Source organism: Pseudomonadota bacterium, assembly GCA_039193195.1.
Taxonomy (GTDB): domain Bacteria; phylum Pseudomonadota; class Gammaproteobacteria; order Steroidobacterales; family JBCBZW01; genus JBCBZW01.
The window spans coordinates 61,385-84,737 of record JBCCWS010000011.1; the positions used below are offsets into that span (position 1 = coordinate 61,385).

Below are 23,353 nucleotides of genomic sequence, written 5' to 3' on the forward strand. Positions count from 1 at the left end.
CGACTCGTGAGGGTTGTCGAGGCGATGCGCACTACAGATCTGCTCGTGATCGGCGGCGGCATAAACGGCGCGGGGATCGCCCGCGATGCGTCTGGGCGTGGCTTAAAGGTCTTGTTATGTGAGAAGGATGACCTCGCACGCCACACCTCTTCCGCTAGTACCAAGCTCATCCACGGAGGGCTGCGCTATCTGGAGCAGTACGAGTTTCGCCTCGTCCGAGAGGCCCTGCGCGAGCGCGAAGTGCTACTCGCCAATGCGCCCCACATCATTTGGCCCCTGCGCTTTGTGCTGCCGCACGAGCAAAGCATGCGCCCGGCCTGGCTGCTGCGCCTGGGCTTGTTCCTCTACGACCACCTCGGCGGACGACGGCACTTGCCAGGGACGCGTCGGGTGGATCTAGGTGCGCCTCCCCATGCGGGAATACTCAAGCCTGCCTTCGCCGTTGGTTTCGAGTACTCGGATTGTTGGGTCGACGACGCACGCTTGGTCGTGCTCAACGCCAAGGGGGCTGCAGAGCTCGGGGCCGAGGTGCGTACGCGTACTGCATGCGTTGGCTTGCAGCGCGAGGGGGACGCTTGGGTGGCCTCCCTCCAGCCGCGCGGCGGCGCTGCCTACAAGGTTCGGGCGCGAGCCGTAGTCAACGCGGCCGGTCCCTGGGTGGCGGATGTACTCGCCCTGTCGGCGCCGCGTGAGCATCCCCACGCCGTACGCTTGGTCAAGGGCAGTCATATCGTGGTGCCCAAGCTGTTCGAGGGCGATCATTGCTACATCTTTCAGAACGGCGACGGTCGCGTCGTCTTCGCCATTCCCTACGAGGACGAGTTCACCCTGGTGGGGACGACCGACCTGGCCTACGAGGGAGAGCGCAACACGGTTCAGATAGTGCCCGAGGAGGTGGACTACATCTGCCGGGCTGCCAGCGAGTACTTTGCGGCGGCGGTGTACCCGCAAGACGTCGTCTGGAGCTTCTCAGGCGTGCGCCCTCTCTACGATGACAAGGCCGAGAGTGACTCACAGGTCACTCGTGAGTACGTGTTCGACCTCCAAGGCGACGATGCAATGGCGCCCCTGCTATCCATTTTCGGCGGCAAGATCACGACCTATCGGCGGTTGGCGGAACAGGCGATGGCCAAGCTGACCCCCTGGTTCCCCGATGCACGCGAGCCGTGGACCGCAAACTCAACGCTGCCCGGTGGCGACGGGCTGGGATCAAACGTTACGCCGTTCTTCGATGCTCAGCGCGCAGAGCGACCATGGGTGCCACCGGAGCTGCTTTGGCGCTGGGTTCGTCAGTACGGCACGTGCCTGATGACAATGCTCGGTGACGCGAAACACCTCGACGACTTGGGCGTCCACTTCGGGCACGGTCTGTACGAGCGAGAGGTCACATACCTAATGGACACGGAGTTCGCGCGCAGCGCGCAGGACGTGCTTTGGCGTCGCACGAAGTTGGGCCTGCGCCTGGACGCGCAGGCTGTGCAGCATCTGGAGCATTGGCTTCGCCTGCGGCAGGCGGCCTAGCGCCCCGGGAACGCAAGCTTGAGCAACGCAGATACTCACAACACGCTTGGGCAGAGCATCCTTGGGGCGCCGGTGTACCGACGCACTCACCGCCGCGCAGACGGTCGCAAGGTGCACCTTTACGGCTACGCGCCCCACGAGGGAGAGCCTGCGTCGCAGGTGCCCGAGGATCTCGCTCGCGGCGCGGAGCTTCGCTTTCATCCCTTGCGCAATGAGTGGAACGTGTACGCAGCGCATCGCCAACACCGTACCTTCAAGCCCTCATCGGCGGACAATCCGCTGGCGCCCACCGCGCCAGGGGGCGCGGTCACGGAGATACCCTTCGAGCACTTTGAACTGGCCGTCTTCGAGAATCGGTTCACGAGCTTCCATCCCGAGGCGCCTGCTCCTGCGCAACAACCCGCCGTAACAGCTGCACCAGCGCGCGGGCTGTGCGAGGTAGTGGTTTACGGCACCGCGCCAACGGGAAACATGCACTCGATCGGGCAGGCGAGGCGTCGCCTGCTGCTAGCGGCCTGGATCGATCGTTACGAGGCGCTGTTCGCCTCCGGCTGCGACTTTGTGCTGCCCTTTGAAAACCGCGGCGACGCCGTCGGGGTCACCTTGCCCCACCCGCATGGGCAGATCTACGGGTTTGCCCGGGTGCCACGCATAAGCCAGGTAGCCTCCCGTGCCTTCGCCGAGGGCTACGATCTCGTCGCGGCACACGCCGCGACGGCCGAAACCTATGGAATACGTTCGCTCGACGGGGTAAGCGCGTGGTGTCCGCCCTTCGCTAGATTTCCCTATGAGGTTTGGCTGCTGCCGCAGCGGCGCGTGCCGGGGCCTTGGGATTTCGGCGAAGCGGAATCGAACGCTTTTGCAGAACTGCTCGGTGACATCACCGCTCGCTACGATGCCCTTTTCGGCGAGCCTACGCCCTACATGCTGGCGCTGCACGCGGCGCCCAGAGGGCAGGAAGCGCTTTACCATTTCACCGCCCAGTTCTACCCGATCCTTCGCGCGCCGGGCAGGCTGAAGTACCTGGCTTCCGTGGAGCAGCATACGGGTGTGTTCACCGTGGACGTCATGCCCGAGCAGGCCGCCACGAGCTTGCGCCGAGTGCTATGAGCAAGTGTGATTCGCAACGGACCTTCACTGAGCTCTACAGCGTACGGCCTGCGGTGATCGCTGAGGCGCCTGGGCGAGTCAACCTAATCGGGGAGCACACGGACTACAACGGTGGCATGGTCCTGCCTGCTGCCTTGCCCCTTGGCCTGCAGGTGGCGTTGGCGCCGCGTGCCGGCGACGATGCCCTGTACATCGCCAGCGAGCAGCATGCGGGTGTCACCGTGCGTGCTGCAGATGACTCACCGACAGGTCACTGGTCCGATCATATCGTCGGCGCTTTGCGTGCCGCTCGAGAGGTCGGCTTTGTGAGCGAAGGCCTCCAGGTGCGTGTGACTTCGCGCCTGCCGCAAGGGAGCGGGCTATCTTCTTCCGCCGCCTTGATAGTGGCGACGTTACGCGCTGCGCGCGAGCTAACTGGCGCCGAGGGATCGGCGATGAACGACCTAGCGCTTGCCCAGCTGGCGCGCCAGGTGGAGAACGACTACCTAGGCATCCCCTGCGGCATCATGGACCAGATGGCTGTGGCGCTCGGCGAGGTGGGCATGGCGATGCTCCTGAACACAGATACGCTCGACTACGAGCTGCTGCCCTTGCCGCAGAACGTGTCTGTTTGCGTCGTACACAGCGGCATCACCCGGCGCCTCGGCGACGGCCGCTACGGGGCGCGCAAGCGCGAGTGTGACCGCGCGCGGTATGCCTTCGGCGCGAAGAGCCTCTGCGCCCTCGACCCCCGGGAGGTTGAATCGCGGCACGGGATCGACGAGCTCAGCCGGCGGCGAGCCCGCCATTGCGCTACGGAGCACCGCCGCGTGATTGCAGCGGGGCACGCGCTGCGTCGCGCAGATATGGACGCCCTAGGCGAGCTCATGCGCTACTCTCACCTCTCCATGCGCGATGACTTCGAGATGTCGCTGCCCATGATCGATGCCTTGGTGGAAGACGCGCAAGCGCTCGGCGCAATCGGTGCGCGTCTAACGGGCGGCGGCTTCGGCGGTTGCATCGTCGCCCTGCTGGCGCGAGGGCAACGAGATCGTTGGTACGCGCAACTACTTGAGAAGCATCCGCAGGCCTTCGCGGTGATCTAGGCAAGCGGCGCGAAATAGCGAGGAGTGCATCCCAATGAGCGAGCTGATCGTTGCGATCGACCAGGGCACCACCAGTTCGCGGGCCACCGTGTACGGCCTCGATGGCCAGGTGATCGCGCTCGCGCAGCAGGAGTTTCCCCAGCACTACCCTGCGTCCGGTTGGGTGGAACACGATCCCCAGGAGCTGTGGGATAGCGTTGTCACAACCCTGCGCGAGGCCGTACGCAGGGCCCTAGAGAAGCACCCACAAGCACAGGTGGTCGCCGCGGGCATCACCAACCAGCGCGAGACCGTTGTGCTGTGGGATCGTCGTAGTGGAGAGCCGCTGCACCGCGCGATCGTGTGGCAGGACCGGCGCACGGCGCAGCGTTGCGAGGCGCTGCAGGCGCAGGGCTTGACCCCCCTGGTCACCCAGCGCACCGGTCTGCAGCTCGACCCGTACTTCTCTGCCACCAAGATCGCGTGGATCCTCGACCAGGTGCCCGGCGCCCGCGAGCGCGCGGCGCGCGGCGAACTCGCCGCTGGCACCATCGATTGCTACCTCATTTGGCGCTTGACGGGCGGCCGGTCTCACTGCACCGACGTGACCAACGCGTCACGGACGAGTCTCTACGACATCGATGAGGCACGTTGGGACGACGAGCTGGCCCAGGCCTTCGGTGTCCCCGTTTCGGTGCTACCTGAAGTGCGCGAGAGCGTGGCAGAGTTCGGTCGGATCGACCCTCAGGTACTGGCCGGCGATATTCCGATCCTAGGGGTTGCCGGCGATCAGCAGGCGGCATCAATCGGTCAGGGTTGCGTGGCGCCAGGGCCCGTGAAGAGCACCTACGGTACTGGCTGCTTCATGTTGGCGAACACCGGTGAGACCCGCCTGCGAGCGGACAACGGACTCCTCGCCACCATTGCCTACGCCGTGCAGGGACGCACCACGTACGCGCTTGAGGGGTCGATCTTCAGCGCGGGCTCGGTCGTGCAGTGGCTGCGCGACGCGCTGGGTATTATCAGCGATGCGTCGCAGACGGAGGCTCTCGCCGCTTCCTTGGATACCAACGATGGAGTCATCCTGGTGCCGGCCTTTAGCGGTTTGGGCGCGCCCTACTGGGACCCCCATGCACGGGCCGCAGTGCTCGGTTTGAGTCGTGGTGCCGGGCGTGCCCACTTCGCTCGCGCGGCTCTGGAGTCCATCGCTTATCAGACCGATGATCTGTTGCAGGCCTTTCGTGGTGCCGGCGTGGAGCCGTCAGCTCTGAATGTGGATGGCGGCTTGACCGCTAACGGATGGTGCATGCAGTTCACTGCCGATGTGACAGACGTTCAGGTGCGTCGCCCGATCAACACGGAGACGACTTCCCTCGGCGCCGCATGCCTGGCGATGCTCGGTCACGGCGCTCTGGAGGACATTACGCAGGTGAGTCGCTTGTGGCAGCTGGACTGCGTGTTCGACCCGTCTTTCGATGCCTCGAGGCGTGGCCAGCTACTCGACGCATGGCGTGGCGCCGTTGCGCGCACGCGGTCTTCCACGGACACCTCTGGATAAGTCTTCACCACGCGAGCGCGCGGCGAGCGACTCACCTGGTGCAAAGCCCCTAGCCCAAATAACACATGACCGAACCATCGGGCCCATGGCCAGGGTTATTCAATCGATGACATTTTCTTGACCCTTGATCCCGTGCACAGCGTTGGGGCGTCTGCGCCTAGGCGTATGGCGAGCGCGTGCGCGCAGGCTCTGAGGAGGGAATAGATGAGCAAGCTCAAGGCATGGCTGACCGGCGGTGCAAGTGCGGCCGTGGCCCTGTGGGGTGGTGGCGCTGCAGCACAGGTGGAGGAAGTGGTGGTCACGGGCATCCGTGGGTCACTCGAACGTGCCGTGGACGTGAAGGAGAACGCGGGCAGCATCGTCGATGCGATCTCCGCCGAAGACATCGCGGATTTCCCTGATACCAACGTAGCGGAATCGTTAGCGCGCATCACCGGCGTGGCGATTACTCGAACCCGTGGCGGGGAGGGGCAGTTCGTCACTGTGCGTGGCTTGGGCGAGGAGTTCAACGCGGTCACCTACAATGGGCGATTGCTAGCCACGGAGAATAACGGTCGTGAGTTCTCCTTTGACGTGATCGCCTCGGAGCTGATCTCCGGCGCGGAAGTCTACAAGAGCTCCGAGGCCCGTCTCGGTGACGGCAGCCTCGGTGGGCGGGTCAACATCCGCTCCGCCAAGCCCCTCTCACGTCCAGGCTTCCATGCCACGGGGTCGTTCAGTGGCCAGTACGAGGGACTTGACGAATCCACGGGCCTGCGTGCCACGGGCGTTGTGTCCAACACCTGGGCGGATGACACCTTCGGCATGATCGCCTCGATCTCCTACCAGCAGCGCGACGCACGCACGGATATCGCGGAGAGCACCTTTCTGATCCCAGACGTGTTGGTCGACGCGAACGGTTTGGTCAACGGCGGCCTCGACGCCGACGGCGACGGCTTCAGCGACGATACGGGCGCCGTGATCACCAACCGGGACGCTCGCTTCAACGGCTTTGCGCCCTCAGTTGCATTCACTGATCGCCGTCGCATCGGCGGTACCGTCGCCTTCCAATGGACCCCGTCCGATCAAACAGAAGTCGTGGTCGACGCCCTTTACACCAACTTCGAGAGCCCCGGCCAACTGTTCGGTTACTCCTACTTCCCGAGCGCCTTCGACGGCTCCTTCACCGGCACCAATGCCGCGGTAAATGAGTTCAATCAGGTGGTGGCCCACGAAATTCAGGCCTTCGCCCTCGATCTCGTCTCCCGTCAGACGGAGGGCGAAGCCGAGACGATCGCCTTCGGCGCCAACATCGAGCACTACTTCAACGATCGTTGGAGCATCAACCTCGATGCGGCTTACTCCAATGCAGAAGGTAACCGCGATAACTTCGGCTCGGCCAGTGGCTCGGGCACCTTCTTCGTACTCGGCTACCCGAACAACGCCCAGTTCACCTTCGACGCCAACGGCCGGCTGACGCCAGACGCTACCTTCACGGCGCTAAACTTGCCCACCGACACGGGCAACACGTCGATCGAGAACCTCACTGCCGACGACATCCGCCTGCACTTCGCCCGTCGCGACACGATCGAGGTGGAGGACGAGATCATCTCCCTGCGGGCCGACTCCAAGCTCGAGTTTGGCGACGCGGACGTGCTGCGCTTCGGCGTTGACTTCGTCGGTCGCGAGAAGTCCAACACGGCCTTCAACAACCTGGCCAACCAGTGTCGTCTATGCGGCTACGCTACCCCCGTTGCGCAAAACTCCCCGCAGCTCGTACCGAGCCTGCTGCAGACCTTTGACGATAGCTTCCTCAGCACGGCCGATGGCAACTTCCCGCGCGTCTTCCCGTTCTTTACCACCGGTGACCTGGAGCAGGCCTACGCAGACTCGGGGAACGCCGACGCGCTGATCGCCACCTTCGATCCCTCGGCCTCCAGCGTGGTCGAGGAGAACGTGTGGGGCACCTACTTCCAATTCGACCTCGACGGCGAGCTTGGACGCATTCCGTTCATGGCCAACTTCGGCACGCGCTTCGCATACACCTCACTCACCTCGACTGGCTCCGCCGGCAGCCTCGGCTCCATCGTGAGCTCCACCTTGGTGCGCGACCCGAACGGCATGACCACCTCGAACCAGGAGTTCGGGTTTGCCGCCGGCGGTGATGTGGAGATCGACAACGACTACTTTGACGTTTTGCCGTCCTTCAACATCAACTTCGATCTGACCGACAATTACAAGCTGCGGCTGGCAGCGTCACGCTCCCTCTCGCGACCCACGCTCACGGACCTCTCGACCTTCTTTTCCGTGACCAGCTTCAACCCCGGCGGCGAGCAGGTGCAGTCCGCCAACCCCGAGCTCGAGGCGATCAGAGCCAATAACTTCGACCTGTCCATCGAGCGCTACGGCGACGGCGGCACCTACTTCGCGGTGGCCGCCTTCTATAAGGACATCTCAGACTTCGTCACCAATCGGGTGGTGGAGCAGACCATCACCGTGCCGCAGGTAATCCGCGAGAACGACGGCTCGATTACCGATAACGGCATTCAGGACATCAACTTTCTCGTGTTCGCGCCGCAGAACGGCGACTCCGCTGAGGTGTACGGCCTTGAGCTGGCAGCCCAGTACCTGTCGAATGCGGGCTTCGGTGTCTCTGGCAACGTGACCTTTGCCGATAGTACGGCAACGACAGATGGTGTTAGCTCACAGCTCGAGAACATCTCGGACGTCTCGGCCAACGGCGCCGTGTTCTACGAGAACTACGGCTTCCAGGCACGCCTGTCTGTGAACTATCGCAGCGACTACCTGATCGGGCAGACGGTGGAGGGCGGCCTCAATGAGTTCGCTGATGACTTCACCCAGTTCGATCTTTCCATGTCCTACCAGTTAAACGACACGCTCACCGTTTTCCTCGAAGGCATCAACATCTTCAATGAGGAGGTGATCCGCATTTCCGAGTTCGCTAACTCCGGTTTCCTCGAGTCCTTCGAGGAGAACGGCGCCCGCTGGGTGCTTGGCGTACGCGGCGGATTCTGATTAGCTCCCTGTCCCCGTTTGTCTTCGTCCTTGTGGGCGGGATCGGTTATCCGATTCCGCCTTTTTTTTGGGGGGTAGCTGAGCGATGAACCTGATTTCTGCCATCACCTTCCTGGCGTTCACGGCGCTGGTCGCTTTCGCCTCCTGGTGGCTGACGCGCGATGAGAAGCTCGACACCACTGAGGGCTATTTCCTCGGCGGTCGGCACCTCGGCTGGTTCCTCGTTGGCGGGTCCCTGTTCCTCTCCAACATCTCGGCCATCGCCATCATCGGCGAGACCGAGAGTGCCTACCTGATCAACATGTCAATCATGATGTTCGGCTTTGCCTCCATCTTCGCGATGGTGCTGGTGGCCGAATTCATGCTGCCTATCTACCTGCGCTTCGGGGTGACCACGACGCCGGAATTCCTAGGCCTTCGCTTCGGCCCAGACCTACGCCGTTGGGTCGCCACGCTGTTGATCATCTCCTACGTGATCAACCTCATGCCACCGGTGCTGTACACGGGGGCGGTCGTCTTCAACGGCATGTTTAACGTCGATGGTTTGCTCGGGATCTCGGAGTGGGCGGCGATCTGGGTGCTCGTGTGGGCCATCGGCCTGGTCGGCAGCGCCTACGCCATCTTCGGCGGCCTCAAGGCCGTCGCCGCGTCCGATGCGCTCAACGGGGTAGGACTGGTGCTCGGGGGGCTGCTGGTGCCGTACTTCGGCCTCACTTTCATCGGCGATGGCAGTCTCGCGGCAGGCTGGGAGCGCATCGTGACTGAGCGGCCGGATCACTTGAACTCGCTCGGTAAGGCAGCCGACCCTGTGCCCTGGCCGACGCTGTTTACGGGGATGATCCTGGTCAATCTCAACTACTGGGGGGCTGAGCAGTACATCCTCCAGCGCTCCCTTGGGTCGCGCAGTCTGGCGGCTGGGCAGAAGGGCATGATGTTCGGTGCTCTGCTGAAGTTCATCGCCCCGGCCATCACCGTGTTTCCGGGAGTGATCGCCGTGGTGGCCTTGCCGGCGATCAGCAACTCCGCGGAGGCCTACCCGCAGCTCGTGGCCCAGGTGATGCCGCCTTACCTCATTGGATTCATCGCAGCGATCATGTTCGGTGCGTCCCTGACCACCTTCAACTCCGGCTTGAATAGCACGAGTACCATCGCCGTGCTAAACGTGTATAAACCGTATGCCGAGAACCGAGGCAAGGAAGTTTCCGAGCAGCGGCTGATTCGCCTCGGTAAGGGCGCTCAGGTGGTGCTGGCAATCATCGCGATGACCATTGCACCGTTCATCGCGTTGGCGAGCGACGGTTTCTACGAGTACTTCCAGCGCGTAGCCGGCTTCTTCAGCATTCCCATCTTCACGATTGTCTTCGTAGGTTTGGTCACCAAGCGTGTGCCGGCGCTAGGTGCGAAGGTAGCGCTCGTCTTCTATCTGCTGTGCTACGGATACACTCAGCTGGTCGACGACTTCGGCCTCCACTTCCTGCACGTCGCCGCCATCCTGTTCCTGCTATCGAGCGGCATCATGTTGCTGTTTGGACGCTATGCGCCGATGGCCCGGGCCTTCGAACGTCCTCAAACGGCAGCCGTGGACCTAACGCCATGGCGCCGACGATGGCCGGCTTACGCGCTTAGCATCATCGCCATGTTGGCGGTGATCTTCTGGCTGTCGCCCTTCGGTGTGGCTGAGTGGGGGGCAGCGAAGTGAGCGCCGGTGAGCCCTGTGCCGCGGACGTCGCCAAGTTCCAAGATCAGGGCTACCTGGTAGTGCGTCACTTCTTACCATGCGCCGTCGCCGCACGCATGCGCGAGCTGCTTGCGCTCGATCGGGCAGTCTCCGCGAACGCTTACGAGCGTCGCGACGGCAGCGGGCGGCTGAGCAGGGTCACCTTGTGGTACGCGCCCGGGGATGATGTGTTCGGTCGCTTGTCCTGTTCTTCGCGGATGGTGGCGACGATCGCTGCGCTGCTCGGGGGGCCAGCGAGCTTCTTCCACGCCAAGCTAATGCAGAAGGAAGCTAAGCAGGGCGGTGCCTGGGAGTGGCATCAGGATTACGGCTACTGGTACGACGACGGATTCCTCACCGATGCCATGGCCAGCTGCTACGTGGCCCTCGATGAGGCGACGACAGACAACGGGGCCCTGCGGATTATCCCCGCCTCCCATCGCGTTGGCCGCCTGCGCCACCAGGTGGTGGGGGAGCAGCGCGCCGCCGATCCGGCGCGGGTTCAGGTGCTGCGAGAGCGCCACGGCGTGATGTGCTGTGAGCTGGCGCCAGGCGATGCCTTGTTCTTCCACGCAAGCCTTTTGCACAGCTCCCCGCCGAATCTCTCCGCGCGATCACGCTGGGGGTTGATTTCGAGTTTCTTCCGAGCGGACAACGCATCGATCCTGGACGACGCTCGCTTCCACGCCAAGGAGGTTGCGGTGGTACCTCATGACGCCATTATGGCCGGCGCCAGATCGCTTACCCTGGCCCAAGAGGAATTCCTGTCGGCGCCCGAAACCCCTTAGGCGGCAAATGCCGATCGTTGGATAGATCGCGCGGTAGGCAGGCCTCGCGCAGCCAGAACTCCTCTAGTCGAGTAGTGAAGCGAACTAGCTCTTCAGGGGAGTTCGGCTTCACGGCGTAAGCATTGGCGAGCAGGTCATAGCAGTCGTTAACGTCGGTAGCTTCGCTAGAGGTGGAGAGGACAATGGCGGGGATCCCGCGCAAGGCGCGATCCGCTTTCAGGGCGCGCAACAGCTCCTTGCCGTCCATGCGGGGCATGTTCAGATCGAGCACGATCAGGCTGGGTCTGGGATGGGACTGCAGATAGGATAGGGCTTCTTCCCCATCCACAGCGCAGTCGATCTGGCAGTCGGGGCGGTCGGCGAATCCGCGGCGAAACAGCTCCTGGTCGAACTTGTCGTCCTCCACCAGCAGAATGACGTGCTTCGTCCCGCTCATGACACGCCACAGGCTGCGCGCGGCGCACGGCGGCGCCTTGTCGATGGGAACTGGTACTGCATGAGGTCAGTTTACGACGTCACTTTGGGCTGAGCAGAACGCAGGTCTCGGTTCGTCTTGGGGTCAGCGCGTGGGCGTGGCGGCTTCGAGAACTACGTCATGCCCTTGGCCACGGGGCGAGCCGGATCCCGAATCCACTCGCTCCAGGAGCCGGCGTAGAGCCGCCCTAGGGGCAAGTCGGCGGCGGCCATCCCGAGCAGCAGGTGGCAGGCGGTGACACCCGAGCCGCACATGGCGACGAGCTGCTGCGGGGCGCGATTGCCAAGCAAACTCAGGTAGGTCTTGCGCAGGTGGGCTGGGGAGTGAAAACGCCCGTCCGCAGCGAGGTTGCGATCGAAGGGATGGTTGATGGCGCCGGGCACGTGGCCAGCAACAGGGTCGATCGGTTCCTGGTCACCAGCGAAGCGAGGCGCGGCGCGAGCGTCGGTCAGGAGCACCTCATCGGTGGCGAGGGCGTGTACTAGGGCACCCAGCTCCATGCACATCTCGGGATTCGCGGCAGCGGTGAACCGCGCTGGGTCAACGTCCGACGGCGCGGCGGGGCCATGCTCCAACGGTAGTGCCTGCGCCTGCCAATGGGCGAGTCCGCCGTCTAGCACCGCTACGGCGCGGTGGCCCAGCCAGCGCAACAGCCACCAGCAGCGGGCGGCGAAGGCGCCGCTGGCGCTGTCGTAGACGACCACTTGGGTACCGGGTTCGCCGCTAGCGACGCCCCAGGCGCCGAGTTGCCTGGCGAGGGTTCTGGGGTCCGGTAGCGGATGGCGCCCGCTGTCGTCGCGCACCGGGCCAGCGAGGTCGCGATCCAAGTCCGCAAAGCGTGCGCCGGGCAGGCGCGCTTCGATATAGGACTGGTGACCCGCCGTGGGATCGCCGAGATCGAAGCGCGCATCGAGCACAACTGGCGGGCTGTCACTGGCTAGCGCTTTCGCGAGGGATGCTGCGTCCACCAAGGCAGTCCACACGGGAGCACTCATGGGTTCTGCTCCCGCGGATCGATCCGCACTTCGATGCGCCGATTGCGCGTGCGGCCGCTCGACGTCTCGTTGCTGGCCACGGGGCGAGCTTCGCCCTCTCCCCGAGAGGTCATACGGCTAGGCGCCATGCCCGTGCGCTCCAGGAGCGCTTGGCGAACGCTGGCGGCGCGTTCCTGCGAGACGCGCAGGTTGGTGGCCGCATCGCCCGAGCTGTCCGTGTGGCCCTCTACGACGACGGTGCTTGTGGGGAATAGACGGATGGCCTGCGCCACCTTGTCCAGCAGGGGCGCCGCGTCACTGTCGACCTCGGTCCCACCGACCGCGAAGGCGAAGCCTGTTAGGCGCAGTAGGAAAACCTCACCTTCGCGAAGGAGCTCGGCTTCTTGCGGGGTGAACAGGTCGCGTAGGGACTGCAGGCGCTCCCTCGCGCGCTCCTGGCGCGCGAGGGCTCTCGCCATGTCGTTGCGGTCCTTGGCGATGTCGTCGAGCTCGCTGTCCGTCTGGGCTAGGCGTGTCTGCAGCTCGCGGATCACCGCGTTGCGCGTATCCAACTCCGCATCCAGCTCTGCGAGCCGCCTACCTCTTCGTTGTACGCTTGCGACGAGTTGATCTGTGAGCTGCCCAGGGTTGCCGGCGAGGGCGGGGGGCAGTGCCTGCTCTTTCTCACCAAGCGCTTCCCTTAGGGGAGTCAGCGCTTGCGACCAGGCGAGGAGAACGGCTTCTGCCGAGGCCTCGCCATCGGTGGCAAGCGCGCGCAGCGTGGTGGCGAGAACCTGGGCGCGCGCGAGATCTGCCATCGCAGAACTGGCCAGAGTCTGTGCACGTTGCGGCTGATCAGGCGCTTCGTCCAAGGCTCTCTCCGCCTGGCGCAGCGTGCCTTGCACGCGTTCTAGGAGCAGCGGCGTGCGGCGCGATAGGTCGCTGCGTTGCGCCTCGCGCAGGGTGTTACGCGCTTCCGCAAGTAGCACTGATTTCAGGGCGCTCGCGTGCGCCAGTCGGTACTCGGACACGGCGACGGGCGCGCGTTCTTCAGCGCTGCCACGGCGCCCACGTTCGAGGTCACCCAACAGGCGATCGAGCGTGCGCTCGGCGCGTCGCCATTGGCTCTCCGCGTACAGGGCTGCGTCCGCATCGACCGCGCCTTGGCGCGCCTTGGCTACTGGTGACAGCAGCTGCTCGTGTTCCGGTACGCCCAGCAACGTGCCAAGGCGCATGTCTTCCTGAGCTACGCCAGCGGAGCTGGCAGCGAGGAGCACCAGCACTAGCATTAGCGTCGGGCGCCAGGCAGGTCGATGCGACGTGGCTCCAGGGCAGGCGGCAGGCGATGATGTGGGCATGATCGGGCCGTCACTTTCGGCATGGAGGGGGCAGGGGCTCACCTTAGGCAGGCGTCCTAGGCCGTGCAAGTGAAGTGTGATCGCGTCTACCCTGCCTGCGCAGTGGGCGCCTGCGGTATCCTGCACAGGCGCGTTCGGCGCTTATAGAAGATCTCTATAAATTGTTATTTGTCAATTGGTTATCGGAGTTGAAGGTGTACTTTCGGCGAGCGCTCAGCAAGGCGTTGATCGGTGGCTTGGGGATCGGTGTGATGGCCGGCTGTGCGACGGCTGAGCTGCCGCCGCAGGCGCGTCGAGTACTGGCCCATCATGGGGTGCCGGCGGAGCACGTCAGCGTTTACGTGCACGAGGTAGGTATTGATGACCCGGCGTTCGTCCACTTGGCGGATACCGCGCGCAACCCCGCGTCGACGATGAAGCTGCTGACCACCTACGCCGCCCTCGACTCTCTGGGGCCTGGGTACACCTGGTACACGCAGGTATTCGCCGAAGGCGAGGTGCAGAACGGGGTCTTGCACGGCGACCTGGTGCTCCAGGGCGGCGGTGACCCGTACCTGGTGGCGGAGCGCCTGTGGTTGTTGCAGCAGCGCCTGCGCCTGCTCGGTGTCGAACACATTGTGGGTGATCTCGTGTTCGAAGAGGGCGCTTTCGCGCGCGAGCCAGGCGATCCGGGTGCCTTCGACGGGCAGCCGTTCCGTACCTACAACGTGCAACCAGCCGCGCTGCTGATGAACTTCCAGTCACTGGTGTTTCGCTTCGAACCGGATCGCGCCAGCGGGCGTGTGAACATTCGTAGCGACCCCCCCGTGGCCGGATTGGCGATCGACAATCGCCTGCGCCTGGGCGGCGGCGCCTGTGGAGGCTACCAGCGCGGGATCTCCTTCGATGCCCGCGATCGCGGAGACGAGTTCCGCGTAGTCTTCAGTGGCACCTTTCCCGCAGCCTGTGATCGCTACGCAATGCGCCGCGCGCTGCGCGCGACGGACGCGTACAACTACGGCATCTTCAAGGGCATGTGGGAGGGATCTGGTGGTCGACTAGAAGGTGCGTGGCGCGCGCGCGAAGCGGCGGCGGTGCAGGAAGGCCGAGAGCCTGTGCTGCGCTTTCCATCGCCTTCGCTTAGCGAAGTTATCCGTTCGGTGAATAAATACAGTAACAATGTGATGGCTCGCCACCTGCTGCTAACCATGGCTAGCGAACGTTATGAGGAAGCGGCCACACGTGCGATGGGCGTGCGGGCGATGCACGAATGGTTAGCGGAGAAGGGGCTGGCGCGCGAAGGACTGGAGGTGGAAAACGGCTCCGGTCTGTCGCGCGATGCGCGAATGACCGCTCGCCACATGGGGGAGTTGTTGTTGCAGGCGCGAAAGAGTCTCTTCGTCAGTGAGTACATCGCTTCGCTGCCCTTGTCAGCGATCGACGGTACCTTGCGCCAGCGCTTCGGTCGCGGAGACCTGGAAGGGCGTTTGCACATGAAGACCGGTAGCTTGGATCACGTGTCTGCTATCGCGGGATACGCCATGTCTGGAGCGGGCCGTGAGTACGTGGTCGCCATCATGATGAACCACCAGAACGCTCACCGCGGACCCGGAGAGGAGTTCCAGGAAGCGCTAATCGGCTGGCTGTTGACGAACGAGCCTAGCGCCGGCGCGCCCGCCTGCGAGCCGCCGATGGTCACCGCCGCGGACCTTCCGGAGCGCTGTTGCGTAGACGTCGCAGACTCCGGCGGAGTGGTTGAGAACGCAACGCATCGGTAGGCTTTTTTGCTGCAACGCAGCGTGCTTGGGCGCGGCCCGTCATTTACCTTCCGGGGCTCCCAAATTGCTGTGTGTTCATGGTAGTAATGGGTTGCTAGCCGGGCAGAACGACGATCACCGAAGGTTAGCGCGCCGCTCGCGGTGGGCACGGGGTAGTGTGTCCATGCGGGTGCATCAGTGTGTTGGTCTGATGCACCAAGGTGCGTGAACCGTGTCCCGACTGGTTTACATATTGATTATCGCGCTCGACGGGCCACTACGCCGGTCCGCGGCCTAGGCTCTGATGGCGTAGGCTGCGAAACGGTCGCCCGATGACCGCGGCAAACTGACACTCCTCACAAATTGCCACTCAATAACCTCGAAATGAGACAGCCGATGAGAAACATTCAACTGTCGGGACTGACGGCCGGCATGGGGGCTGCTGTGTTGCTGGGGGCTTCGCTCGCCGCACACGGTCAGGCCACGCTGAACTCGGTCCTGCGTGCGGACGAGGAAGTCGTACGTTTGGCCCAGGCCTCCCAAGAGCGCGTCGACAAGATCGTTGAGGACACCCGCAGTGCCCTCGATAAGTACCGGTCGGTGACCAAGGAAGTCGACGGCCTAAACGTCTACAACACGTTGCTACAGCGCCAGGTAGACGATCAGTTGGCTCAGATCGAGGAAATCACGAATTCCATCGAGCGCGTGACGGAGATCGAACGTCAGATCACGCCGCTCATGTTGGACATGGTGGAGTCTCTGGCGCAGTTCGTTGAGCTCGACGTGCCGTTTCTCGCCGATGAGCGTGCCGATCGCATCCAGCGCCTGCGCGAGACCCTGGAGCGCTCCGACGTGAGCGTCGCCGAGAAGTTCCGCGTAGTCCTCGAGGCCTACGAGATCGAAGTGGACTACGGCCGCAACATCGAAACCTACGCTGACCTGCTCGAGATCGACGGCACGGAGCGCCCCGTGGACATTCTCCGCGTTGGCCGCACCTCGCTGTACTACCAGACCTCCGACCAGACCTATACCGGCGTATGGGACCAAAAGGCTCGCCAGTGGCAACCGCTCTCGGAGAGTCAGGCACGTAACGAGATTCGCAAGGGCATCCGTATGGCGGGCGGTCAGCTCGCACCTGACCTGTTGATGCTGCCGACAGCTGCACCGGAGGCGGCCCGATGAAAGCACCTAAGATTCTTCTCGCCCTCGCGGCGCTCACCACGCTGGCGGCAGGTGCGCCGGCGATGGCCCAGGACGCAGCCTCCCTCGACGAGCTGCTACAGATCATCCAGCGCGGTCGTGCCACGGAGACTCAGGAGGCTCGCCAGCGCGAGGCTCGCTTCCGCCAGCAGCAGTCCGAGCAGGAGAACCTCCTCGCCCAGGCTCGTCGCGACAAGGCGAACGCCGAACAGCGCAGCGCCAACCTCGAACAATCGTTCCAAGAGAACGAGACGCGCATCGCCGAAGTGGAGGCGCTGCTAACCAACCGCCTCGGTTCCCTACGTGAGCTGTTCGGTGTGCTGCAGCAGGTGGCCAGCGACACCTCCGGTAGCTTCGAAGCGTCCCTGACCAACATTCAGTACCCCGAGCGCATCGAATTCCTGAACAACCTCAACGAGAAGATGGGCAGCGCGTCCTCGCTCGCTGAGATCGAGGAAATCGAACAGCTGCGCTTCGAGCTGATGCGCGAGGCCGTGGAATCTGGCCGTGTGGTCAAGTTCACCACGCCCGTGGTGATCGACGGCGAGAAGCAAAACGTCGATGTCACTCGCGTAGGTTTGTTCAACATCGTCACCGACGGCAAGTACCTTACCTACGATCCGGCGATCGACACGGTGAGTGAGCTCACTCGCCAGCCTCAGCAGGCCCGCTTCACCAACAGCACCTCGGCGATCTCCAGCGCCCAGAGCGGCTTCGCCACCTTTGGACTCGACCCCACCAAGGGTCAGATCCTCGGTCTGCTGGTGGATAGCCCGACGCTTGTCGAGCGCATCAAGCAAGGCGGTAACGTGGGCTACGTGATCCTGGGTCTCGGCGCCTTCGCCGTGCTACTGGCCGTGTGGCGCTTCGTGGTCCTGTTCTTCACCGGCATGGGCGTGAACTCCCAGCTGAAGAGTAAGGAAGTGAAGACCGGCAACCCGCTGGGTCGCGTGCTCAAGGTTGCGCAGGAGAACCCGGACGCGGATCAGGAGACCCTCGAGCTCAAGCTTTCCGAGGCCATCATGCACGAGACACCGAAGATCAACTTCGGCCTGCTCCTGCTGAAGGTGATTTCGGTGGTAGCACCGCTGCTAGGCCTGCTCGGTACCGTGGTCGGTATGATCGTGACCTTCCAGGCGATTACCCTGTTCGGTACGGGTGATCCGAAGCTGATGGCTGGTGGTATCTCCCAGGCCCTCGTGACCACGGTACTAGGTCTAGTGGTGGCGATCCCGACGGTGCTCCTGCACACGTTCGTGAGCGGTTACGCCAAAAACATCCTGCACGTGTTGCAGGAGCAGAGTGCCGGCGTCCTAGCCGAGCGTTCCGAGCAGCACCTGTAAGGGGCTGCTCGTTTCGGCGAGTAGGAAACACGATGAACGACGCTCTATTTCACGCTTACGAGGCCATTCGCAACTTCCTGGAGTTGGGGGGTAATGTGCTCGTGATCATCGCCTTCACCTTGTTCGTGATGTGGGTGCTGATCTTCGAGCGGTTCCTCTACTTCTCCTTCAATCACAGCGGCTACGTGAAGTCCGTGCTGGATCAGTGGGAAGCCCGCGAGGAACGTAAGTCTTGGAATGCACACCAGATCCGCGACGCCATGGTGTCGCGTGTCTACCTCCAAGCTAACGCCTGGCTGCCGATCATCAAATCGCTGGTTGCGCTATGTCCTCTCCTGGGCCTCCTGGGAACGGTGACTGGCATGATCTCCGTATTCGATGTGATGGCGGTGTCTGGTACCGGTAACGCACGCTCGATGGCGGCAGGTGTGGCCCAGGCCACCGTGCCGACCATGGCGGGCATGGTGGCCGCCCTTTCGGGCGTGTTCGCCTCGACTGTGCTGGACGGCCTCGCCGACAGCTCCGTCGAACGTGTGCGTGAAAGCCTGACCTTCGACCACTGAGGCAAGCGGTTCGATGCAACAACGTTTTCAGAATCTGCAGGAAGAGGACGAGCAGGAGATCAATATCACGCCGATGCTCGACGTGGTGTTCATCATGCTCATCTTCTTCATCGTGACCGCGTCCTTCGTCAAGGAGGATGGGATCGACCTGAACAAGCCCGATACCAACCAACCGCAAAACCCGACGGAGAAGAAGAACATCATCGTCAAGATCGACGGCAGTGATCGGATCTTCATCGACTTTCGGCGGGTGGATAAGCGTCAGGTGCGCGCCAACATCGAGCGCCTGCACGCCCAGAACCCGGAAGGCATCGTGGTGATCCAGGCCGACAAAGCGACCAGCAACGAATTGGTGGTGGCGGTGATGGACGCTTCCCGAGCAGCAGGCGTGGGCAACCCCGCGCTGGCGGAGAACTGAGCCATGCGCAGAGCGATGCAAAACATGCAGAAGGAGGAGGAGCAGGAGATCAACATCACGCCGATGCTCGACGTGGTGTTCATCATGCTCATCTTCTTCATTGTGACCGCCTCCTTCGTGAAGGAATCGGGTACCGAGATCACGAAGCCGGACGCACCGACCGCGGTGAAGAAGCCGAAGGCGAACATCCTCATCGCCATCGATCCAAACAACCAGGTGTGGATCGATCGCAAGCGCACGGATCCACGCGACCTTAGGCCGAACATCGAACGCCTGCATGCCCAGAATCCGCAAGGCACGGTGGTGGTGCAGGCTGACCGCAAGAGCAACTACGAAACCTTGCTCAAGGTGCTCGACGCGGCACGCGCGGCCAACGTCACCAACGTGGCGATTGCGGCGCAGAAGTAGCGGCGGTTCGCGAAAGCGGTCCAGCGGCAGGGAAATACGTGCGGGAGGGCTGTCTCGGTACTTGTCCAGCCTTCCCACTGATGGCCTACTGGAAGGCCGCAGCGTTCTAACGTCCTAGTGGAGGCTTGAGCACCATGGTCCAGGTTATGAGATTGCTCCCGTCGGCCGCGCTGGCCTTCGCGGTCACCTTCGGACTCGTCTACATTATGCAGTTCCTGATCGCTACCGGTCAGGCCGCTATCACCGAAGACAAGTCCCTGAATTTCCTGGAATTCGTGCGCGTCAAGCAGGAAGAAGTGGTAGAGGCGAAGCAGCGTAAGCCGGAAAAGCCGCCCGAGCCGGAAGCACCGCCGCCGGAAGCGCCTCGTCCGCAGCTGGACCCGACGGACGCTTCCATCAGCATCAGCAACACGGCCGCCTCGCTCTCTGGGGTTGACGTCGGCGGCATCGGCGGCCTTGGCCTCGGCGCTGCAGACGGCGAGTACCTGCCCATCGTGAAGGTGGCGCCGATTTACCCTCGGCGTGCACTCCAACGTGGTCTGGAAGGCTACGTGATCGTCGAGTTCACCGTGTCCCGCCAAGGGACCGTGAAGGACGTGGTGGTGATCGAATCCACCAGCTCCTTGTTTGACCGCGCGGCCGTCGAAGCGGCCCAGAAGTTTAAGTACAAGCCCCGGGTGGTGAACGGCGAGCCGATCGAGGTGCCCGGCGTTCGCAACCAGATTACCTTCAAGCTAGAGGGCTAAGGCCTGACGGCGGAACCTCGAGCGAGTCCCGAGGTTCCAAACGGCGAGTGTGTTTTTCACGTCCACGGACGTATCGAGGCTTACCCAATGACTCTTCGCACCCTACTTATTACGTTGCTCCTGGCAGTGACCACCGCGGCCTTCGCCCAGGAAGGGGAGAGCGACCGGGAAACCAAGAAGACCCCCGCGATGCGGGAGAAGGTTTACACCATACTCTCCGAAGCACAGATGCTGCTGGAAGAGGAAGAGAACTCGGCCGGCGCCCTGTCCAAGCTCGCGCAGCTCGAGAAGATGAAGGACCTGAACACCTACGAGCTTGCGCAGATGTGGACCTTCTACGGCTACGTCTACTTTCAGCAGGAGAACTATTCGGGCGCTCGCAGGGCGTACGAGAACGTGCTGAAGCAGGATCCGCCGGAGGCCCTGCAAGTCTCGACGATCTACACCTTGGCGCAGCTGAGCTTCGTCACCGAGGACTACGACGGCGCTGTGAAATATCTGCAGGACTGGTTCAAGGTGGCCATCAATCCGGGCCCCGAACCGTACATTCTGCTATGCCAGGGGATGTACCAACAGGCGGCCGCATTGGACGGCGAGGCAGCTAAGAAGCGCTATCGCCAGGCTATCGTGCCTTGCCAGGACGGCATCGCCCTGGCCCAGGAACGCGGCGTCGAAATCCGCGAGAACTGGTACCTCCTGCTGCGCACTTTCTACTACGAGCTCGGCGACTACCCAAATATGCTTGCCGTGCTTGAAACCTTGATCACCACCTGGCCAAAAAAGGAATACTGGATTCAGCTTTCGGGCGTCTACGGCGAGCTCGGCCAGGAAAAGAACCAGCTCGCTGCGTATGAGATCGCTTTCAAACAAGGATTCTTGAGTCGTGGCAGCGAAGTGGTGACCCTCGCGCAGCTGTTCATGCAGGCCGGTGTGCCATACAAGGCCGCCAAGATCCTCGATGATGGCATCAACAAGACCAATTTGGTGGAGAGCGACGAGCGAAACAACCGTCTGCTCGCCCAGGCCTGGATGCTCGCGGCGGAGGACAAGAACGCTATCGAGCCCTTGAAGAAGGCGGCCAGCTTGACCAGCGGTGGCGAGATGGACTACCGCTTGGCGCAGACCTACTTCAACCTGGATCAGTACGAAAACGCTATCGACGCAGCCAATACCGCCTTGCGTAAGGGCGCTCTCAAGCGTACGGATGCTGTGAATGTGCTGCTCGGTATGGCGCACTTCAACGAGAAGAACTACCAGGACTCGCTGAAGGCCTTTCGCGAGGCGTCCAAGGACAAGCGATCTGGCCAGCTGGCGCGTCAGTGGGTTAACCACGTGCAGTCAGAAATCGACCGCGAGGCCCAGCTGCGGGCGGCGCTGCGCGGGCGCTGATCTTCCGCCGAGCCTACTCCTCGATTGCGGGGCGGATGTCGGGCGACCGGTATTCGCCCCGCTTTGTTTAGTCGTCTCGAGCGGCCCCGCAAGTCGAACAGACCGTGGGAATCGCCTTGCTGCGGGCCGAGGCAAGACCCCAGCGCCGCAAGAGCTGATCTACGTCGAAGCCCGCATCCGGCTCGTAGCGCAGGAAGCGCAGCCTGAACTTCGCCACCACGATCTCGTCACCGCTGCGTAGCTGGCGCACACGCATCCAGGCGTTATTGACGTAGGTGCCGTTACGGCTGCCCAGGTCTTCCACCAGGCTCTCGCCTTGCACGGTGATGATCTGCAGGTGGTGTCGGCTGACGCCGTCCGCGTCGAGTACCACGTCGTTGTCCGGGTGCCGGCCAACGGTCACGATGCGCTTGTCGAGCGCCACGCGTTGAAGCTCCTCGCCTCCAAGGGTGATACGCAGGCCAGGCCGTCCATAGCTCCTGCCGCTCTCGTTGCTCGTCTCGCCCGACGAGCCGGGCACGCCGAGGGGAACCGCACTCATCTAATCGCACCTCTGGATGGCTGCTGTGGATACGCCAATCGGGATGCCCGAAGCTCGGCTCCGAGCGGTGTCCCGGCCCAAACATGGTCGCGTACTGCCGGCCGGCGGAACCGTTAATTCGTTCGCACTCTCGTCACTCGGGCCCGCTGGGATGCTCGGCTAACCTGTGAGCCGGGTATCAACTAAGCGCCGTTTTCCTAAAGCTTCTGTCAAACGCACCGACAACAGGAGCTGGAACGCAAGTTGCGTTTGTCGCCTCGTCTGGCAGGAGTACACGTATGCAGCTGGGCCCCTTCTCCGTAAGTCTCTCCGTCCGAGACCTCGGTGACTCGCTGGCGTTCTATCGCAGCTTGGGCTTCGAGGTCGTGGATGATCATCGCGCTGACAACTGGGTCGTGCTATCCAACGGCTCCGCGCGCATTGGGTTGTTCCAGGGAATGTTCCCCCGGAATGTGCTCACCTTCCGCCCCAGCAGTCTCGGGCGGGTGATCGAGCAGCTGCGTGGCAACGGCGTAGAGGTTCCCGACGATACCTTTGGGTCGCACTTCTTCCTATCGGATCCGGACGGCAACCCGATCCTGGTCGATCAGGTGGGCACGGACACGGGCGAGCAACCCGCGAGTCGCGGTCGGCGCGAGCGCGAGCTCGCCTAGCGCAGGGTTTGTAACGCGTCTTCCAGATGGTCCACCGCGGCTCGTTCGGTCAGGAGGAGCTCTCCTGCCTGCTCAGCTCGGCAAAAGGCCGTGCGCGATGCGTTCGGGATGTTCCAGTTGTGCGCGATCGCCTCCTCGAGTGAGTCGCCACTGACCAGATGCATGGCCACGCTGATCACTCCGCCGGACGTCACCGCTAGCACCCGGCGGCCCAGCGCCGTGCGCTCGCGTAAGGCGCCCAGCACATCTTCCACCTGCTGACGAAACTGCGGCCAGCTCGGTGAGACCGGTGTGGCCACACTACCGCGCGCCCAGTACTCGCAAACACGCATGACCAACCCCATCAGCGCCTCATCCGCATCATCACCACCGCGGGCGTAGCGCCGGTACAGGCGCCTCACCTCACGGTCGCGCAGGCAAAGCTCTGGAGTGAGCTTGCGCACCACTTTCTCCGCCGGAAACTCATCGAGACCGGACAACTCCGAGGGCGTAGGCCAAGCCAGGCCCGCCTTGGCGTAGACTCGCGCGAAGGTGCGCTCGGTCTGCTGCTGGCGCGCCAGGGTTCCTGTGACTACCTCATCGAACGCGATGTCTCGCGAGAGCCAGAATTGCGCCAACGCCTCAGCCTGCTGGGTGCCCAGCGGTGACAGGCGATCGTAGTCGGCGGTGTTGAAGCTCGCTTGTCCGTGGCGAACGAGTATCAGATCAGCCATTGAGCATCGTGCCGTGTGTTCGAAGTGCCCAGTCTACTACGACGCTGCCTTGTGGCTCTTCCT

21 protein-coding genes are annotated in these 23,353 nt (G+C 63.1%); 16 read left to right on the forward strand and 5 right to left on the reverse strand.

The features are described 5' to 3' along the window. The first annotated feature begins 24 nt into the window (after window positions 1–24). From glpD to AAGA68_11625, 7 genes are all read left to right on the forward strand, one after another. A complete protein-coding gene (gene glpD / locus AAGA68_11595; protein ID MEM9385696.1) occupies window positions 25–1,521 on the forward strand; it encodes a glycerol-3-phosphate dehydrogenase in 1,497 nt (498 codons plus the stop codon). Window positions 1,522–1,539: 18 nt separating this feature from the next. Continuing rightward, window positions 1,540–2,631, forward strand: a complete 1,092-nt coding sequence (locus AAGA68_11600) for a galactose-1-phosphate uridylyltransferase (GenBank protein ID MEM9385697.1) — start codon at window positions 1,540–1,542, stop codon at window positions 2,629–2,631. Then, on the forward strand, window positions 2,628–3,716 hold the full coding sequence (galK, locus tag AAGA68_11605) for a galactokinase (GenBank protein MEM9385698.1): 1,089 nt from the start codon (window positions 2,628–2,630) through the stop codon (window positions 3,714–3,716). The genes AAGA68_11600 and galK overlap by 4 nt, the downstream gene beginning before the upstream one ends. Window positions 3,717–3,750: 34 nt before the next feature. Further along, on the forward strand, window positions 3,751–5,253 hold the full coding sequence (gene glpK / locus AAGA68_11610) for a glycerol kinase GlpK (GenBank protein MEM9385699.1): 1,503 nt from the start codon (window positions 3,751–3,753) through the stop codon (window positions 5,251–5,253). A 204-nt stretch (window positions 5,254–5,457) separates the two neighbouring features. Continuing rightward, window positions 5,458–8,268 carry a TonB-dependent receptor gene (locus AAGA68_11615; GenBank protein ID MEM9385700.1) on the forward strand — a complete coding sequence of 937 codons (2,811 nt, stop codon included), beginning with the start codon at window positions 5,458–5,460 and terminating at the stop codon, window positions 8,266–8,268. Between the two features lie 85 nt (window positions 8,269–8,353). Continuing rightward, window positions 8,354–9,967, forward strand: a complete 1,614-nt coding sequence (locus tag AAGA68_11620; GenBank protein ID MEM9385701.1) for a solute:sodium symporter family transporter — start codon at window positions 8,354–8,356, stop codon at window positions 9,965–9,967. Beyond that, complete coding sequence (locus AAGA68_11625; GenBank protein MEM9385702.1) at window positions 9,949–10,773, forward strand: phytanoyl-CoA dioxygenase family protein; 825 nt, start codon at window positions 9,949–9,951, stop codon at window positions 10,771–10,773. Before AAGA68_11620 ends, AAGA68_11625 begins: the two co-directional genes overlap by 19 nt. On the opposite strand, the gene AAGA68_11630 is transcribed toward AAGA68_11625, so the two are convergent. The 3 genes from AAGA68_11630 to AAGA68_11640 all read right to left on the reverse strand — a co-directional run bounded on the left by AAGA68_11630 (window position 10,727) and on the right by AAGA68_11640 (window position 13,511). Further along, on the reverse strand, window positions 10,727–11,209 hold the full coding sequence (locus AAGA68_11630) for a response regulator (GenBank protein MEM9385703.1): 483 nt from the start codon (window positions 11,207–11,209) through the stop codon (window positions 10,727–10,729). The genes AAGA68_11625 and AAGA68_11630 overlap by 47 nt on opposite strands. 152 nt (window positions 11,210–11,361) lie before the next feature. Continuing rightward, window positions 11,362–12,243, reverse strand: coding sequence for a sulfurtransferase (locus tag AAGA68_11635; protein MEM9385704.1), 882 nt, complete (start codon window positions 12,241–12,243; stop codon window positions 11,362–11,364). After that, window positions 12,240–13,511, reverse strand: coding sequence for an OmpA family protein (locus AAGA68_11640; protein MEM9385705.1), 1,272 nt, complete (start codon window positions 13,509–13,511; stop codon window positions 12,240–12,242). Before AAGA68_11640 ends, AAGA68_11635 begins: the two co-directional genes overlap by 4 nt. A gap of 263 nt (window positions 13,512–13,774) precedes the next feature. On the opposite strand from AAGA68_11640, the gene dacB reads away from it, so the two are divergent. The 8 genes from dacB to AAGA68_11680 all read left to right on the forward strand — a co-directional run bounded on the left by dacB (window position 13,775) and on the right by AAGA68_11680 (window position 21,383). Then, entirely contained in the window at window positions 13,775–15,337 is a 1,563-nt protein-coding gene (dacB, locus tag AAGA68_11645; protein ID MEM9385706.1) for a D-alanyl-D-alanine carboxypeptidase/D-alanyl-D-alanine-endopeptidase, read from the forward strand. A gap of 375 nt (window positions 15,338–15,712) precedes the next feature. Continuing rightward, the gene (locus tag AAGA68_11650) at window positions 15,713–16,498 is read left to right on the forward strand and encodes a DUF3450 domain-containing protein (protein ID MEM9385707.1); all 786 of its coding nucleotides are present in this window, start codon (window positions 15,713–15,715) and stop codon (window positions 16,496–16,498) included. Then, window positions 16,495–17,859: a MotA/TolQ/ExbB proton channel family protein gene (locus tag AAGA68_11655; protein ID MEM9385708.1), complete on the forward strand. Its 1,365-nt coding sequence runs from the start codon at window positions 16,495–16,497 to the stop codon at window positions 17,857–17,859. The genes AAGA68_11650 and AAGA68_11655 overlap by 4 nt, the downstream gene beginning before the upstream one ends. 32 nt (window positions 17,860–17,891) lie before the next feature. Then, complete coding sequence (locus AAGA68_11660) at window positions 17,892–18,422, forward strand: MotA/TolQ/ExbB proton channel family protein (GenBank protein MEM9385709.1); 531 nt, start codon at window positions 17,892–17,894, stop codon at window positions 18,420–18,422. A gap of 13 nt (window positions 18,423–18,435) precedes the next feature. After that, window positions 18,436–18,840 (forward strand): biopolymer transporter ExbD, encoded by a 405-nt coding sequence (locus AAGA68_11665; GenBank protein ID MEM9385710.1) that lies wholly within the window; start codon window positions 18,436–18,438, stop codon window positions 18,838–18,840. 3 nt (window positions 18,841–18,843) lie between these two features. Further along, on the forward strand, window positions 18,844–19,248 hold the full coding sequence (locus AAGA68_11670) for a biopolymer transporter ExbD (GenBank protein ID MEM9385711.1): 405 nt from the start codon (window positions 18,844–18,846) through the stop codon (window positions 19,246–19,248). Between the two features lie 146 nt (window positions 19,249–19,394). Next, window positions 19,395–19,994, forward strand: a complete 600-nt coding sequence (locus AAGA68_11675) for an energy transducer TonB (GenBank protein ID MEM9385712.1) — start codon at window positions 19,395–19,397, stop codon at window positions 19,992–19,994. A gap of 87 nt (window positions 19,995–20,081) precedes the next feature. Then, window positions 20,082–21,383, forward strand: coding sequence for a tetratricopeptide repeat protein (locus tag AAGA68_11680; GenBank protein ID MEM9385713.1), 1,302 nt, complete (start codon window positions 20,082–20,084; stop codon window positions 21,381–21,383). Between the two features lie 67 nt (window positions 21,384–21,450). Here the strand turns inward: AAGA68_11680 and AAGA68_11685 are convergent, their stop codons facing one another. After that, window positions 21,451–21,924 carry an FHA domain-containing protein gene (locus AAGA68_11685; protein ID MEM9385714.1) on the reverse strand — a complete coding sequence of 158 codons (474 nt, stop codon included), beginning with the start codon at window positions 21,922–21,924 and terminating at the stop codon, window positions 21,451–21,453. A gap of 278 nt (window positions 21,925–22,202) precedes the next feature. Here AAGA68_11685 and AAGA68_11690 point away from each other — a divergent pair, with 278 nt between their 5' ends. After that, window positions 22,203–22,577, forward strand: a complete 375-nt coding sequence (locus tag AAGA68_11690; GenBank protein MEM9385715.1) for a VOC family protein — start codon at window positions 22,203–22,205, stop codon at window positions 22,575–22,577. On the opposite strand, the gene AAGA68_11695 is transcribed toward AAGA68_11690, so the two are convergent. After that, complete coding sequence (locus AAGA68_11695; GenBank protein MEM9385716.1) at window positions 22,574–23,290, reverse strand: histidine phosphatase family protein; 717 nt, start codon at window positions 23,288–23,290, stop codon at window positions 22,574–22,576. The two genes, AAGA68_11690 and AAGA68_11695, sit on opposite strands and share 4 nt — an antisense overlap. Window positions 23,291–23,353: the final 63 nt, after the last annotated feature.

Excerpts from the sequence above, each read along its gene's own strand:
- AAGA68_11630 (MEM9385703.1), bottom strand. The coding sequence starts at position 11,209 with ATGAGCGGGACGAAGCACGTCATTCTGCTGGTGGAGGACGACAAGTTC.
- AAGA68_11660 (MEM9385709.1), top strand. The coding sequence starts at position 17,892 with ATGAACGACGCTCTATTTCACGCTTACGAGGCCATTCGCAACTTCCTG.
- glpK (MEM9385699.1), top strand. The coding sequence starts at position 3,751 with ATGAGCGAGCTGATCGTTGCGATCGACCAGGGCACCACCAGTTCGCGG.
- AAGA68_11655 (MEM9385708.1), top strand. The coding sequence starts at position 16,495 with ATGAAAGCACCTAAGATTCTTCTCGCCCTCGCGGCGCTCACCACGCTG.
- AAGA68_11665 (MEM9385710.1), top strand. The coding sequence starts at position 18,436 with ATGCAACAACGTTTTCAGAATCTGCAGGAAGAGGACGAGCAGGAGATC.
- AAGA68_11695 (MEM9385716.1), bottom strand. The coding sequence starts at position 23,290 with ATGGCTGATCTGATACTCGTTCGCCACGGACAAGCGAGCTTCAACACC.
- AAGA68_11615 (MEM9385700.1), top strand. The coding sequence starts at position 5,458 with ATGAGCAAGCTCAAGGCATGGCTGACCGGCGGTGCAAGTGCGGCCGTG.
- AAGA68_11650 (MEM9385707.1), top strand. The coding sequence starts at position 15,713 with ATGAGAAACATTCAACTGTCGGGACTGACGGCCGGCATGGGGGCTGCT.
- AAGA68_11685 (MEM9385714.1), bottom strand. The coding sequence starts at position 21,924 with ATGAGTGCGGTTCCCCTCGGCGTGCCCGGCTCGTCGGGCGAGACGAGC.
- AAGA68_11640 (MEM9385705.1), bottom strand. The coding sequence starts at position 13,511 with ATGCTAGTGCTGGTGCTCCTCGCTGCCAGCTCCGCTGGCGTAGCTCAG.
- AAGA68_11690 (MEM9385715.1), top strand. The coding sequence starts at position 22,203 with ATGCAGCTGGGCCCCTTCTCCGTAAGTCTCTCCGTCCGAGACCTCGGT.
- AAGA68_11670 (MEM9385711.1), top strand. The coding sequence starts at position 18,844 with ATGCGCAGAGCGATGCAAAACATGCAGAAGGAGGAGGAGCAGGAGATC.
- galK (MEM9385698.1), top strand. The coding sequence starts at position 2,628 with ATGAGCAAGTGTGATTCGCAACGGACCTTCACTGAGCTCTACAGCGTA.
- AAGA68_11680 (MEM9385713.1), top strand. The coding sequence starts at position 20,082 with ATGACTCTTCGCACCCTACTTATTACGTTGCTCCTGGCAGTGACCACC.
- AAGA68_11675 (MEM9385712.1), top strand. The coding sequence starts at position 19,395 with ATGAGATTGCTCCCGTCGGCCGCGCTGGCCTTCGCGGTCACCTTCGGA.
- glpD (MEM9385696.1), top strand. The coding sequence starts at position 25 with ATGCGCACTACAGATCTGCTCGTGATCGGCGGCGGCATAAACGGCGCG.
- AAGA68_11620 (MEM9385701.1), top strand. The coding sequence starts at position 8,354 with ATGAACCTGATTTCTGCCATCACCTTCCTGGCGTTCACGGCGCTGGTC.
- AAGA68_11635 (MEM9385704.1), bottom strand. The coding sequence starts at position 12,243 with ATGAGTGCTCCCGTGTGGACTGCCTTGGTGGACGCAGCATCCCTCGCG.